This window comes from Pseudoalteromonas sp. APC 3224, assembly GCF_030407535.1.
Taxonomy (GTDB): Bacteria; Pseudomonadota; Gammaproteobacteria; order Enterobacterales; family Alteromonadaceae; genus Pseudoalteromonas.
This window is the reverse complement of record NZ_JASDDF010000022.1, coordinates 51,857-66,048: the sequence shown is the minus strand read 5'-3', so window position 1 is coordinate 66,048 and position 14,192 is coordinate 51,857. Positions and strand designations below refer to the sequence as shown.

Annotated in this window: 9 protein-coding genes; 6 read left to right on the top strand and 3 right to left on the bottom strand. The window is 39.2% G+C overall.

Going from position 1 to position 14,192, the window contains the following annotated elements:
• The first annotated feature begins 283 nt into the window (after positions 1 to 283).
• Positions 284 to 3,109: a TonB-dependent receptor gene (locus QL989_RS11555; RefSeq protein ID WP_290170587.1), complete on the top strand. Its 2,826-nt coding sequence runs from the start codon at positions 284 to 286 to the stop codon at positions 3,107 to 3,109.
• Between the two features lie 103 nt (positions 3,110 to 3,212).
• Positions 3,213 to 4,964 (top strand): DEAD/DEAH box helicase, encoded by a 1,752-nt coding sequence (locus tag QL989_RS11550; RefSeq protein WP_290170598.1) that lies wholly within the window; start codon positions 3,213 to 3,215, stop codon positions 4,962 to 4,964.
• A gap of 36 nt (positions 4,965 to 5,000) precedes the next feature.
• On the opposite strand, the gene QL989_RS11545 is transcribed toward QL989_RS11550, so the two are convergent.
• Entirely contained in the window at positions 5,001 to 5,333 is a 333-nt protein-coding gene (locus tag QL989_RS11545) for a ribonuclease E inhibitor RraB (protein ID WP_010388233.1), read from the bottom strand.
• Between the two features lie 229 nt (positions 5,334 to 5,562).
• Here QL989_RS11545 and QL989_RS11540 point away from each other — a divergent pair, with 229 nt between their 5' ends.
• The 3 genes from QL989_RS11540 to QL989_RS11530 are packed head-to-tail and all read left to right on the top strand — an operon-like array spanning position 5,563 to position 11,881.
• Positions 5,563 to 7,290 carry an autotransporter assembly complex family protein gene (locus tag QL989_RS11540; RefSeq protein WP_290170586.1) on the top strand — a complete coding sequence of 576 codons (1,728 nt, stop codon included), beginning with the start codon at positions 5,563 to 5,565 and terminating at the stop codon, positions 7,288 to 7,290.
• Positions 7,290 to 10,961 carry a translocation/assembly module TamB domain-containing protein gene (locus tag QL989_RS11535; protein ID WP_290170585.1) on the top strand — a complete coding sequence of 1,224 codons (3,672 nt, stop codon included), beginning with the start codon at positions 7,290 to 7,292 and terminating at the stop codon, positions 10,959 to 10,961. Before QL989_RS11540 ends, QL989_RS11535 begins: the two co-directional genes overlap by 1 nt.
• A 38-nt stretch (positions 10,962 to 10,999) precedes the next feature.
• Complete coding sequence (locus QL989_RS11530) at positions 11,000 to 11,881, top strand: peptidylprolyl isomerase (protein ID WP_290170584.1); 882 nt, start codon at positions 11,000 to 11,002, stop codon at positions 11,879 to 11,881.
• 33 nt (positions 11,882 to 11,914) lie between these two features.
• Here QL989_RS11530 and queF read toward each other — a convergent pair whose 3' ends face one another.
• Entirely contained in the window at positions 11,915 to 12,760 is an 846-nt protein-coding gene (queF, locus tag QL989_RS11525; RefSeq protein WP_055012787.1) for an NADPH-dependent 7-cyano-7-deazaguanine reductase QueF, read from the bottom strand.
• Positions 12,761 to 12,819: 59 nt separating this feature from the next.
• Here queF and syd point away from each other — a divergent pair, with 59 nt between their 5' ends.
• Positions 12,820 to 13,359 carry a SecY-interacting protein gene (gene syd, locus QL989_RS11520; RefSeq protein ID WP_138605001.1) on the top strand — a complete coding sequence of 180 codons (540 nt, stop codon included), beginning with the start codon at positions 12,820 to 12,822 and terminating at the stop codon, positions 13,357 to 13,359.
• A 55-nt stretch (positions 13,360 to 13,414) separates the two neighbouring features.
• On the opposite strand, the gene QL989_RS11515 is transcribed toward syd, so the two are convergent.
• The gene (locus tag QL989_RS11515) at positions 13,415 to 14,188 is read right to left on the bottom strand and encodes a Zn-ribbon-containing protein (RefSeq protein ID WP_138605000.1); all 774 of its coding nucleotides are present in this window, start codon (positions 14,186 to 14,188) and stop codon (positions 13,415 to 13,417) included.
• Positions 14,189 to 14,192 lie beyond the last annotated feature (4 nt).

Here is a 14,192-nt window from a genome sequence, read left to right as displayed (position 1 = left end):
ATCACTACAAAATAAAAATCTAACATAAATTAATAATTTCCATTTAAATCAAGTGCTTATCTTTTTATTTTTAGGTTGTTTTTAAATCAAATCCAAAAGAAAGCTTAAAAAGCGAACCAAATAAACTTAAAAATGATAACGAGACGTCACTTAAAGTGTTTTTAAGGTTAATTTAATGTTGACCGTGTTGTGGTCAAAGTATTATCATCTAGGGCATGATCACAATTTAATTAACAAAAGTGGTCAAAAATAAAAAAACAAATAGTATTCTAGGGAGAATCAAATGTTAAATAACAAAGTTTCAAAAGCAGTTCGTTTAGCGATCGCTTTTGGTGCAGCTTCTACTGCTGCTTTCTCAGCAAGCACAATTGCTGCAGAAGAAGGCGCTGAAAAAGTTGAACGTATTCAGGTTACAGGTTCACGTATCAAGCGTACTGATATAGAAACTACGGTTCCAATTACTACAATTGGTCGTTCAGATATAGTAGCAATGGGTGCTATCAATGTTTCTGATATCTTAAATCAGTCTCCAGTAACAATTGCTGGTGCAGACCAATCTAATTCATCATTTAGCACTTCTGGTGTTGGTCTAAATACAACATCGCTTCGTAACCTTGGTGAGTCAAGAACACTTGTATTAGTTAATGGTCGTCGATTTGTATCTGGCCGTTCGCCTTCTAGTGGTTACGCAGTAGATTTAAACTCTATTCCAGCATCTATGATTGAGCGCATTGATATCCTTAAAAGCGCATCTTCAGCGGTTTATGGTACTGATGCTGTTGCTGGTGTAGTTAATATTATTACCCGTAACAATGTTGAAGGTGTTGAAGTTAATGCACAAACTGGTATTTCATCTGAGGGTGACCGCGAAAAGTATTCATTAAGCTTAACCGCTGGTAACAGCTGGAGCACAGGTAATGTAACAGCATCTTTTGGTTACGATGATGATAAAGGCCTAAAGCCTGCAGACCGTGCTTTTTCAGAGTTTGACGAAGCGATATTACTTGATGAAAATGGTAATGAGTACGTAGACAAAGTATTCTCATCTTACCCTCCTCAAGGACGTATTGGTAGTTTTAATGGTGATGGTACACCTTATCAAGGACTTGAAGGTGGTGAAGCCTTTAACCGTGCAGCTTTTCGCCAGCTTGTAACACCATTAGAAAGAAAATATGCAGCTCTAAATATCAAGCAAGATATTAATGATGAGGTTCAATTTTTTGCTGAAATGAACTGGAACTCTTCAAAAACTTATGGTTCAACAATTGAACCAACACCATTCGCTACTAATGATGTGTTTATTCCAGAACGAGGTGGTGTAGGCGGGATCAAGCTAAGTAACCCAATGATTCCTGATTTGTTACGTCAAAACTTAATGGCTGCTAACCCTGATTTAACTATGGATGATAATATCCCTAATCTGGTTCGCCGTATGGTTGAGTTTGGTCCTCGTTCTACAGATTTAGAGCGTGATACAATCCGTATCGCAACTGGCTTTGACTGGTTTATAAATGATGACTGGTCTTTGAATACTTATGTTTCTTGGGGTAAAACAGACCAACGTCAAGACAGCGGTGGTCAAGTTAATATCGAGAGAGCAGCCAAAGCATTTGACGTTGTAGAGAATGCAGATGGCACACTACAATGTGCTGACGACCTTGCTATTTTACAGGGCTGTGTACCGCTTAATTTGTTCGGCGCTGGTACAGTATCTCAAGAAGCAGTTGATTATATTAAAGTGCCTGCAAAAATCGCTGGTCAAACTGAACAATTTATTGTTTCAGCATCACTTGTTGGTCAATTACCAATCGAGCTTCCTGGTGGTTTTGTAGGAGTTGCATTTGGTGCAGAGCACCGTTTTGAAAGTGGTTTCTTTAACCCTGGTGATTTAGCTCAAACGGGTGCTTCTAGTACTAATAAGTCGTTACCAACAGATGGTAGTTACTACTCAAATGATTACTACGCTGAAACAATTCTACCAATACTTGACAACCTTGAAGTTGATTTAGCTGCTCGCTATTCAGACCATGAAATTGTTGGCGGTCAGACAACATGGAATGCTGGTATTCAGTACTCTCCATTAGATACGCTTAAATTCCGTGCTTCTGCTGCAACAGCAATCCGCACACCTAATATTGCAGATTTATTCGGTGGTCGAAGTGAGACTTTTGCTGGTGTAACAGATCCGTGTAGCGGCGTTACTGCTTCTGACACAGGTAATGCAGCTCAAAACTGTTTGTCAATTCCTGAAGTTGCCGCGCGTGTAGCAGCTGATGGAAAATTTGAGCTTACACAGATCGAAGCTCAAAGCGCTGGTGGTTTTATTGGCGGTAACGAGAATGTTAAAGAAGAAACTGCTGACACATACAGTGTAGGTGTTGTTTGGCAGATGACAGAAGAGCTTTCTTTAACTGTTGATTATTATGATATTTCAGTAGAAGATGCAATATCAAGTACTAGTCGTACTACTGTACTTAATCGTTGTTTTGATGTTAGTTCAGCTAACTTTGACCCATCTTGTGGTGGTAACGCATTACGTGATGCGAACGGTGCATTAGTAGAAGTTAATTCAGGTACTGGTAACGAAAATAACATCGAAACTTCAGGCGTAGATATTGAATTAGCATACAAATTAGATACAGAGTATGGTGCTTTTGGAGCTAACTTAATTTGGAACCACTTAAGCAAATACGATACTACAGGTATTGAAAGTGGCGAAACAGTTGAATACGCTGGTGAGGTACTTACACCAGATAACAGAGCTAACCTAAACCTAACTTATGGCATGGAAGATTTAAATGTTTCATGGCGTATGCGCTACTGGGATCGCTCAGTAGATAGTGTTGAAGGTGCTAACTTTAACTACACTGATTTTACACCGTTAGAGAAGTATAATAACTTCCCATCTGTTGTTTATCATGATGTATCAGCAGGTTATAACTTTACTGATAACACAAGTGTTACATTAACTGTTCGTAACTTATTCGATAAGCAACCACCAGTTGCGAACCAAAGTTCATCAAATGGCGGCACTGGTATTAATACAGTATCAGAAGCTTATGATGTAACAGGTCGTTATTTACAGTTGAACTTTACTACTAAGTTCTAATTTAAGTACAACATATTAAAAAGCCACGGTGTATACCGTGGCTTTTTTTTTAGTTTTTCCCAAATTTTTTGCTAATATCCATTTTTTTGATCATCCTAGACTTATGACCTACACCCTCAGACCCTACCAGAGCGAAGCGGTTGAACGTACCGTTTTACATTTTAGAAAAACTAACGAACCTGCTGTTATTGTTTTACCTACAGGTGCGGGTAAAAGTTTGGTGATAGCTGAACTTGCGCGTATTGCTAAACAAAAAATATTGGTGTTGGCGCACGTAAAAGAATTAGTGGAGCAAAATGCTCAAAAATATAAAAGCTTTGGTCTTGAGGCGAGTATATTTTCCGCAGGTCTCAAAGAGAAATCGTTAACCCACCAAGTTACCTTTGCCAGTGTGCAGTCGTTATCGCGTAATCTAAATAAACTTAATGAGCACTACTCATTACTTATTATTGATGAGTGTCACAGAGTAAATGGCGAAAAGAAAAGCCAATACGGAAAAGTTATTAATGCACTTAAATCTCACAACCCTGAATTAAAAGTATTAGGTTTAACCGCGACGCCTTACCGACTAGGGCTAGGCTGGATTTATCAGCATCATTATCATGGCTTTGTGCGTGGTAATAAGGAAAGCCCATTCAAACGCTGTATTTTTGAATTACCTTTGCGTTATATGATCAAGCATAACTACTTAACTCCCCCTAAAGAGGTTGATGCTGCAATTAGCCATTATGACTTTTCATCTTTAACTAGCAATGCATTTGGGCAGTATAGTAATGAGGATATGAATGCGCTGTTAAAAAAATCGACCCGTGCAACTCAAACAATTTTACAGCAAGTTATTCAATATAGTGAGAACCGCCATGGCGTGATGATATTTGCAGCTACGGTTATGCATGCACAAGAGATAATGACTTATTTTCCCGAGGATCAAAGTGCGCTGATCACCGGAGATACACCGAATAGCGAACGCGATAAAATAATTAAACAATTCAAAGCTAAAAAAGTAAAGTATTTAGTGAATATATCGGTTCTTACAACCGGCTTTGATGCCCCCCATGTTGATTTTATTGCTATTTTACGGCCCACAGAGTCAGTAAGTTTATACCAGCAAATTGTCGGTAGAGGTTTAAGGTTGGCTGAGGGTAAAGATGATTGTTTAGTAATTGACTATGCGGGCAATGGCTTTGATTTATTTTACCCAGAGGTGGGTGATAAAAAAGGCGATAGTGATAATGAACCCGTGCAAGTGCTGTGTCCTGGGTGTGGCTTTGCCAATATATTTTGGGGTAAAACAGACGCTGATGGCAAAGTAATCGAGCACTTTGGTAGGCGTTGCCAAGGCTTATTGGAAGACGATAATGGGGTAAGCGAGCAATGCGATTATCGTTTTCGTTTTAAAGAGTGTGAGCAGTGCGGCGCACAAAATGATATTGCTGCTCGAAAATGCCATGACTGTGGTGCTGTGATGGCCGATCCTGATGATAAGCTTCGTAATGCCTTAAACCTTAAAGATGCATTAGTCCTTCGTTGTAGTGGCTTGAGTGTGACTAAACTTAAAGAGCAATTGTTAAAAGTTACTTATTTTGATGAAGACGGAGCCAGTTGTGATGAAGTTTTTGATTTAGCAAACAAAGGATCACAGTATTACTTTAATAAGCAATTTGGTAAGCGTGTAGGGCAGGGACAGTCACCAATTGAATTTATCAGTGCAGAGCAAGTTATAAAAGCCCAGTTTGATTTAATACCACCGGATTTTGTGATTGCTCGAAAAAGTAAAAAGTATGGCTGGAAAGTGGCAGATAAACTTTTTGATTATAAAGGCAGCTTTAGAAAAGCAAACCAGCTAAGCCGATAGGCTAAGCTGGATATCTCATTCATCATGAAATTAGGGTTATACTTCTTCTGCGTCTAATCCCCAACCATCGCCATAACCATTTAAGCTATTAGCGATACTTTCAATATATTGTTCTGCTTGGCCTAAAAGTGCATGCTCTGGAACCATTTGTACATGGGCTATTACCTCCCAAACACCGGTATCTTTACATTTCTCAACATCAGCAGTTTGCACTAATGCATCGTTTACAATCTCAGTTGCAAATTTTTCGGCATCAGCCTGTTGTTCAAATAAAATGTAAAAATCAATTTGTTGCATTTTACTTAAATCTACACCGGCGGCGGAAATTTCAGCAAGAAGCTGGCCATTATCATCATCAGGAAATTGCATTTAAAACTCATAAAATTAGTGTTTACTCATTAGCGCTATTGTAACCAAAATAAATCATTAAAGCGCAAGAATTTTTAGTTAAGCTCAAAGCGGTTTAAAAGATTCGCATAGAGCCAGCTAATATTTTAGACGCTGATAATGATTAAGTTAATGTTAGGCTCATTATCGCTATGCTATTATTGTGTCGTTAATTTGTTGTTTTTTATGGGTACATAGTAAGGATGATTACTTGTTCAATCAGTTTTTAAAATCCGTTATTTGTTTTTGCTTATTTTTGAGCTTTTTCGCTATTGCAGCTGACAATATAATTGAAGATTATGAAATAAAAGGAATTAGTGGAGAGTTAGAAAACAACGTTGCTCTTTATTTAAAACCTTTAGTGGGTGAAAAACCAACGCGCTCACTGCGTCGTTACGCTAAATCGCAAGTTGAAGATAGCTTAAAGGCATTAGGTTATTACAGTTCAAATGTGACTATCGATTTTAATAAAGATGAGCATGAGCTTGTTGCGACTATTGAGCGCGGCTCCGCAACCCGTATTGAGACGCTTAATATTAGCGTTAACGGGGAAGCTAAACATGACCCATTAATTCAGCAAGTTATTGAAAGTTTAGAGTTAAAGCAAGGCGACATTTTAAATCATGGAATGTATAGCGCAGCCTACAAAAAAATTGAATCCGTTTTGTTGGAGCATGGTTACTTTGACGCAAAATGGCCTGCCCGAAAATTTGAAGTGTCATTAAAAAAACACAGCGCTATTATTACCTTCACCATTGAAAGTGGTATACGTTATCGTTTTGGCGATGTGTTAATTACCAATCAAAGCCCAGCAGAAAAATACATTCGCTCTTTAGCTCCGTTTGAAATGGGTGAGCACTATAAAGCATCTAAGATTGCTGACTACAACCTAGATTTATCGAGCACTCCTTATTTTACAAGCGTGCGTGTTTACGCTGATATTTCAGCTAGAAAAAACAGCCAAGTGCCTATTAAAGTGGACGTATTACATAAGCCCGCAAATAGCTACGAAATTGGTGGCGGGTTCAATACCGAACTGGGTCCAAAGGTACGGTTTAAGTGGAGTAAACCATGGATCACGGAGCAAGGACACTACCTAGAAAGCAATCTTAATATTGCAAAAAAACAACAAGATATTTCTATGGCGTATACCATCCCTGTTAATAATCCGAATGATGATTTATGGCGTTTATCAGCAGGCTATAAGCTCGAAGATGAATTAGCCGACAATATTTACAGTGAAATTTTAACCGCGCAGTTGCAAAGGCAATGGCTCACCGAGCAAAAATGGATAAGAACTGCATTTATCAGGCGCGAGCAAGAAACCTATCGGATTGGCGACGGGCTAGAACGCACCACAGAAATGTTATTACCAGGTGTCAGTTATGCCCGAAAGCAATCGAAGGGAGGTACCACCCCTTATTCGGGAGAGCAGTGGTCTATATCAGCAGAGTTTGGTCTCGATAGTGTACTCTCTAGTACCAATATTGTTAGGGTGCAATTACAGCATGCATGGTTGCGCACTTATCTTAATAAGCACCTTGTGTTTTTAAAAGCAAACTTAGGGGCCATGTTAGTTGACGATATTAACAATGTTCCATATTCATTAAGGTTTTATGCTGGTGGCGATCAAAGTGTGCGCGGCTTTGCTTATCAATCAATCTCACCAGAAAATGACAATGGGGATCGCATCGGTGGTAAATATTTGATCGCGACGACTGCTGAATATAATTATCAATTTGCCAAAAACTGGCGAGCAGCCTTGTTTGTTGATGGGGGGACGGCAACCAATGATTTTTCTGAGCAATTTGAAGTTGGTGCAGGTTTTGGTTTTCGTTATTTAACGCCTATAGGGCCAATAAGAATAGATCATGCGTGGGGACTCACTAAAGAAAGCAAAAGCACTCGTTTAAGTATTACCATAGGGCCGGAAATTTAATGTCTGTATTTAAAAAAGTCACTGCAGCACTTAGCACCTTAGTTGTTGCTGTATTAGTGACATTGTTTTGCGTTGTTTTTACAGCTCCAGGTAACCAGCTAATTGCTTATAGCGCCAATAAGTTAGTTGACGGCTTAAAAATTGAAATAAAAAGCGGGCGTTTTTTATATAATGATGCGTTTAATTTTCGCTTTGAGCGTGACGGTTTATTACTTGATGCTCAGCAGCTTAAACTAGATTTATTTTGGTGGCACTGTGATGGTATGTGTATTGATAACTTAAGTGCCCGGTCTATAAAACTAAACTTACCAGCATCGTCATCTAATTCTCCTGATACATCTAACGAACCGTTGGAACAAATCAGTTTGCCATTTAATATTGCACTTAAGCGTTTAGCGGTCAGTGAGTTTGTGTTAAATCACACAAGTGCAAACGTAGTTGTTAATAATATGGAGATTGCTGCAAAGGCACAAGGTGCTGATATTCAAATTAAAAACGTGAATATTCCGAGTGTTTTAATCGCGTTAAAAGAGCAGTCTGGTGAAAATACAGCCAGTTCTACCCCAATTACTGAGTTACCAGCATTACCTAATATCGCATTTATGTCGCCACTCAATATTTACCTAGAACAGTTTAATATTGCGCAGTTCACAGTGGAGCAGAATGCACAGCAAAATGTGGTAAATAATATTGCGCTACAAATGAAGCTAATAGGTTCTGAGATTAACGTTGCTTCATTGTCTGCAAATTATCAGCAGTGGCAGCTTAATACTGCACTTAACGCAAAGCTTAAAGGCCGCTTACCAATTAATGGCGATATCAGTCTAAAAGGGCATGGTTATGATGCCAATATGCAAATAGGCGGAGACTTAGAAAAGCTCAATGTAGATATAAAAAGCAGTGAATCATTTCCTTTCCAACTTGCTGCTACGGCTAATCTCAAACAACCAAATTATCCATTTAGTATCAATGGCGGTGCAGAGCAGTGGATTATCGAAACAGCAAGTAAAGAGTTAAAGATAACCGACGTAAAATTAACCGCGCAAGGCAATGCTAACGATTATCAGTTATCGTTATTTGGTAATAGTCAGTTAGGTGCTTATCCAACTGTGAATTTTAACAGTCAAATTAATGGCTCACTGAGCGAAGCACACTTAAAAAAGTTAGCCCTTAAAGCGAATGAGAGCCAAGCTACTATCCAAGCGAATATCGACTGGCAAAGTGGGGTTAGTGCTAACTTTAGCGGGGCGCTATCGAGTTTAAAAGCGCAATACCTCACTGACACACTTACCAGTGATATTTCAGGGCAGTTTAAAGGGGCATTTGTTACCAGTTCAAATAGCTGGAAATTAAGTATGGATGACACCCAATTAAGCGGGTTACTAAATGATGTACCGCTTAATTTTGCTGCTCAATTTAACTTAAATGATGAACTTAAAGCCACTGTAAATAAATTTAACCTTAGCAGCGGCACAAACAGGTTAACCTTAACCGGCGAAGTTGATCAGCAATGGCAGATTAATGGGGCTATTGCGCTGCAAAGTAATGATGATGCAAAGCTTCCGTTTATTGCTAACGGTAAAGCCGATTTAAGTATAAGAGGCGAGCGGTTGACGCCTGCAGTTGATTTAGCGTTAAAGCTAGAGCAGTTTATTTATGACGAAATTAATATTAATAAGTTGGCGTTAAAAGCACAGTTAGACACCGCTACCGATTGGCAAACAGATATCAGCGTTAGTCTTGATTCAGCGCGTGTTATGAATCATCAAATTAATAAAGTGGAAATAGTCGGCAGTGGTGATAAAACCGATCATCAATTGAGTGCATCTATTGATGCTGATGCTGGGGCTGCCTCGTTTGAACTAAATGGCAAACTTGCTAACGCGATTTGGCAAGGTGAACTCAGTAATATTAGTGTAAGTGATAAAACGCTTAGCTTTGAAAATGCTAAAGATATAGCCGTAACTATAAATTCGAAAACGGGCGACTTTGATGTGAGTGCGCATTGTTGGCAATCGAGTAATAGTAAGTTATGTATTGATAGATTGAATCAAACCCGCGAATTAGGCCAGCTTAACGTAAAACTGGCCAATTTTGCATTGCGAGAGCTAAAACATTGGTTACCAGAGAATGTAATAACACGTGGTGATATAGCGGGAGACTTTGCTGCTAATTGGCAAGCAGGCACACTTAAAACTCTACGCGCTAATTTAAATTCATCAGGGCTTAACGCGGTACTTATTAACGAAGAAGATCGATTTAAGCTACCTATAGAAACGCTAAACATAAGCGCTTTTTCTGATGCTAAGGTTGGCCAAATAGAAGCTAATATAGAATCGAGTGTTTTGGGTAAAGTAACGACTAAAGTTAATATTGATGATATTCAAAATAAGCAAACGCTTAACGGTAATATTCAAATTGATAAAATTTTATTGTCTGATATACAGCCATTTTTAAATACGTTCGAGCAGCTTAATGGCGCCATTCGTGGGCAAGTTGCATTAGCAGGCACACTAAAAGATCCTTTGTTAGAGGGAAATTTAAACATAGAGAATATCAACCTAGAAGGTGAACAACTGCCTGTTGCCCTTAAAAACTCGAACATTAATGTGGCGTTTAATAAATCCAACGCCACCATTGAGGGAGATTTAAATGACCCTCAAGGCGGACAGGTAAAATTAACGGGGAATGTTGATTGGCAAGGTGAACAACCAGCTGTAAATATGAATGTAGTCGGCAGTGAGTTTTTTGTAAGAGCGCAACAAGGCGTGGTGTTTAAAGTATCACCAGAGTTAAAAATAAGTTTAGCTGACAATGCACTTAAGCTGGCAGGTGATGTTGTAGTGCCTTATGGTCGAATAGAAATTGAAGAGCTGCCAGAGGGGGCTGTACAGGTTAGTGATGATGAAATAATTTTGGATCAAACTACGCAAAATACTAAAAAAGCCCCATATAACTACGATATTGATTTAAAAGTAACGGTTAAAAATGATGTCAGAGTAGCCTCATTTGGACTTGAGTCAAAAGTAGTGGGTGATATGGATATCAAAATGAGCCAAGACTCACCCATTATTGCCATTGGTGAGCTTAATTTAATTGAAGGAACTTACTTGGCATTTGGTCAAGACTTAATAATTAGAACCGGGCAAATTGGTTTCAGTGGCGCAATAGATAAGCCTCATTTAAATATTAAAGCTATTCGCAACCCAAATAATACCGCCGATGGTGTTATTGCAGGTGTTACTTTAACTGGCAGTGTTGAGCAGCCAAATTTAAAAGTATTTTCAGAGCCGGGCATGGACCAAGCACAAGCCCTAGCGTATTTGCTGAATGGTCAACCATTAGGGGAGGGCGACAGTTCAACGGATGCAATGTTAACTCAATTACTACTTTCTCAAGGAGTGAGCCGAAGCGAAAGCTTAGTGTCTAAAGTCGGTGAATCGTTTGGCTTGTCAGATGTGAGCTTAAGCTCTAAAGGTAGTGGCGAGCAAACAAAGGTAGAAATATCAGGTTATTTAGCACCGAGTTTGCAGGTTAAATATAGCGTGGGGGTATTTGAGTCGCTCAGTGAAGTGGCAGTGCGTTATCAGCTAATGTCGAAGTTATATATAGAAATAACCAGTGGCCTGTATCAAAATGTCGACATACTGTATAAATTCAATTGGGATTAACCTTTATCTACCAATACCAATAATAAAAAGGAAAAGGTATGAAAAAATTCGTAATCACTATTATAGCGTCGGCTTTGCTCGGCGGATGTGTCCAGCAAAGCACTTTGCCATCAACGCCAGTTAAAAGCCTAACCAGTAGTGAGATTATTGCTGCTACAACAGATGAGCAATGGCGATGGGTTGATCCTGAGAATATTTTAAAACTAACCCTACCTACCGGTGCTGCGTATATTGAGCTCAATCCAGCGCTTGCGCCAAAACACAGTGCTAATATTAAAAAATTGGCACGACAGGGCTTTTATCAGGGCACTCATATTTATCGTTTTGTGGAAGGGTTTGTTGCTCAAGGTGGTGATAGCACGGGTAAAAAGTTAACTAAAACCAAAAATAGCACAGTACCTGCCGAGTTTTATTTAACCACGAATAAGCCGCTTATGATAACTGAAATGGGTAGGGATGGTTATGCACCAATAACCGGATTTTTAAATGGTTTTGCGGTGGCGCAAAATGAAACACGTGATCAAACATGGCAAATTCATTGCCATGGTGTATTTGCAATGGCGCGCGGCAACGATATTAATAGTGCCAGCACGGAATTTTTTGTCACCATAGGGCAAGGTCCACGTTATTTAGACAAAAATATCACCGTATTTGGGCGAGTACTTACAGGTATGGCACATTTTCATCAGCTAGCGCGCACACCTAAAGGTGGTAGCGAGTTTAATCCTATTACAGATTTACAAGTATTAGCCGACGTTAGCAGCGATCACAGCCGATTTAAAGTAATGAAAACAGACTCAGATGCATTTAAACAGTTAATTTCAGCACGAGGTAGTCGTAGTGAGGAATGGTTTGCGTATAGCCATAATTACATTGATGTGTGTGGAATGCCTGTACCAACTAAGCAACTTAACGATTAAAAAAAGGAGCCTCAGGCTCCTTTTTTGTTTAGCTTATTGACGGTTTATTTTTACCGCAAAAGGGGTATCGTTATGATGCGTTGAGCGATATGGATTAATATCAAGGCCGCCACGACGCGTATAGCGCGCGTAAACTTCAAGCTCTTTAATATTCAATTGAGTGGTTAGGTCGCTGTAAATACGCTCTACACATTGCTCATGGAACTCATTATGGGTCCTGAACGAAATTAAATAGCGTAATAATGACTCACGACACACTTGCTCACCAGTATAACGAATAATAATGCTGGCCCAATCCGGTTGCGAAGTAATTAAACAGTTTGATTTAAGTAAGTGGCTATGCAAGGTTTCGCTAACCACTTTATCGCTTTGTGACTTTAAAGAATGTGCGTCAATATGGTAGTTATCTATTTCAATATCTAACTCATCAATACACTCACCAGGAAGTGGTGTGCAAGGAATACAATTATAATCATCAGCGCTGTATAAGGTTACCTTTACCGGACTGTTTACCGCATTTGATAAGTCGTCAATTAAATGTTGCTTAACAATGTCAATACTTCCAAAGCGACTTTGGTTAAAGCTGTTCAGATAAAGCTTAAACGACTTTGACTCTATAATGTGACTACTTTGACATTCGAAAGTAAATATCGCCACCGCAACTTGTGGTTTGCCTTTGGTATTTAACCAAGATAGTTCGTAACCGGTCCAAATATCTTGGCCTTTGAATGGTAATGCGGCTTCATCAATGCTCAACGCGTCGCGATTAAGCTTGCGAGCAATAGGAAAAAGCAAGCTGGGCGTGTATTGATCTACATACTCAGTAGATTGACCAAGTACGCTGCCTTTAAGATCGGGAGAATTGCTGTAATCTGTCATGTTTGCTCTTAAATAGTTACAATGGGGACATTATATCTAAATTAAATGAGTTTCACAGTATGTCTGTTGCAATGCAATTAGCCCAACTTCACCAACGCTTTAGTGAAAAAACTATCAAAAATACACAAAAGCAGCCACTCATCGCCCACGATGAGCAATGGCCAAGTCCTTGTGAAATAGGCACAGCCGATGAGCACGGTATGATTCAATGGCAAGCGATAGTGAGAGAGCCTACAGGTTCTTTGGCTGATCTCGCTAACGCATTAGAGCTTGAATTTCCTGATGAACTTAGCCAGTTTTATGGCCATATGTTTGCTGGCAGTATTTTAGCCAGCGTTGATGGCCATCAAGTAGAATTATTACAAGCGTGGAATGAGGATGACTTTGACTTACTGCAACAAAATATCACGGGTCATGTTTTAATGAAGCGAAAGCTAAAGCAAGCGCCAAGTGTTTTTATTGGTTTAACTGATCAAGATGATTTACTTGTTACGGTATTAGTGGAAACAGGTGAGGTGTGCCTAGAGTATGTAGGTAAAAAGCCACATTATGTACTCGCCAAAAACCTCAGTGAATTTATAGCGTCGTTGGCAGTATAATTATAAGGTAATTTTAAGGTGTGATGTTTTAGACATAGCACCTTAAGCGTGGGATTTATTGAAAATCCCATGAAATATTAGACACTAAACCACACGGCTCACACCTAAAATCAAATAAACCAAACCACGGCTCAGGTAATTTCCATTCACCTTGGCAACTTGGGCATTTACGCTTAAGCTCCGAGGTTTTATCAACCCCACCTACACGGTATAAGTAATAGTAAACTGGCTTTTTAGTTAAAAAGCTGATGCGTTTGCTAATATCTTTACCTCGGCGATACAAATCACTTTGTGTGCTGGCTATTTCCTCTAGTGCAGGAAATTCACAGCGAGTTGCGCCATTAATTTGAATTTGATCGCATGCTTGCCAATCTTCTTGCCATTTAATCAGGGTTTTATAATCGCCATTGGCAATTGCCGGAATATTAAATAGCGGAACGGGTAAAAAGTCATCGCCACAATACAGTGGGCTGCAGGTGTGCACATAGGTAGTATATAAAATATAGCTTGAGGGCTCTTTACAACCATCGGCGCCGTTTGAATGAATGTCTTGACCTATTATTTTCACTTTAGGTGCTAACAAGCCTGCATCATGAAGCTTTTCAACACTGTGTTTTACAAATTCACTGTTGTTAAGTGGATGCATAGCGTCTTCGGTCGGACACATAACGCGTGTTATAAAATAGCCATCTTTTAACACCGTTGGAAATTCTTCTCCAATGATTTGGCCATTAAAACGTAATGCATTTACCAAGCGGTTTATTGCTTGCTCGGCTTGCTCTAAGGTGGTGTCTTGGTAGCAATCAAATGTTAAATCAACAACAAACATTTAT

Bases quoted from the DNA above. Each gene is read 5' to 3' on its own strand.
- QL989_RS11550 (WP_290170598.1), top strand. From the start codon at position 3,213: ATGACCTACACCCTCAGACCCTACCAGAGCGAAGCGGTTGAACGTACC.
- QL989_RS11545 (WP_010388233.1), bottom strand. From the start codon at position 5,333: ATGCAATTTCCTGATGATGATAATGGCCAGCTTCTTGCTGAAATTTCC.
- QL989_RS11555 (WP_290170587.1), top strand. From the start codon at position 284: ATGTTAAATAACAAAGTTTCAAAAGCAGTTCGTTTAGCGATCGCTTTT.
- syd (WP_138605001.1), top strand. From the start codon at position 12,820: ATGTCTGTTGCAATGCAATTAGCCCAACTTCACCAACGCTTTAGTGAA.
- QL989_RS11530 (WP_290170584.1), top strand. From the start codon at position 11,000: ATGAAAAAATTCGTAATCACTATTATAGCGTCGGCTTTGCTCGGCGGA.
- QL989_RS11535 (WP_290170585.1), top strand. From the start codon at position 7,290: ATGTCTGTATTTAAAAAAGTCACTGCAGCACTTAGCACCTTAGTTGTT.
- QL989_RS11515 (WP_138605000.1), bottom strand. From the start codon at position 14,188: ATGTTTGTTGTTGATTTAACATTTGATTGCTACCAAGACACCACCTTA.
- queF (WP_055012787.1), bottom strand. From the start codon at position 12,760: ATGACAGATTACAGCAATTCTCCCGATCTTAAAGGCAGCGTACTTGGT.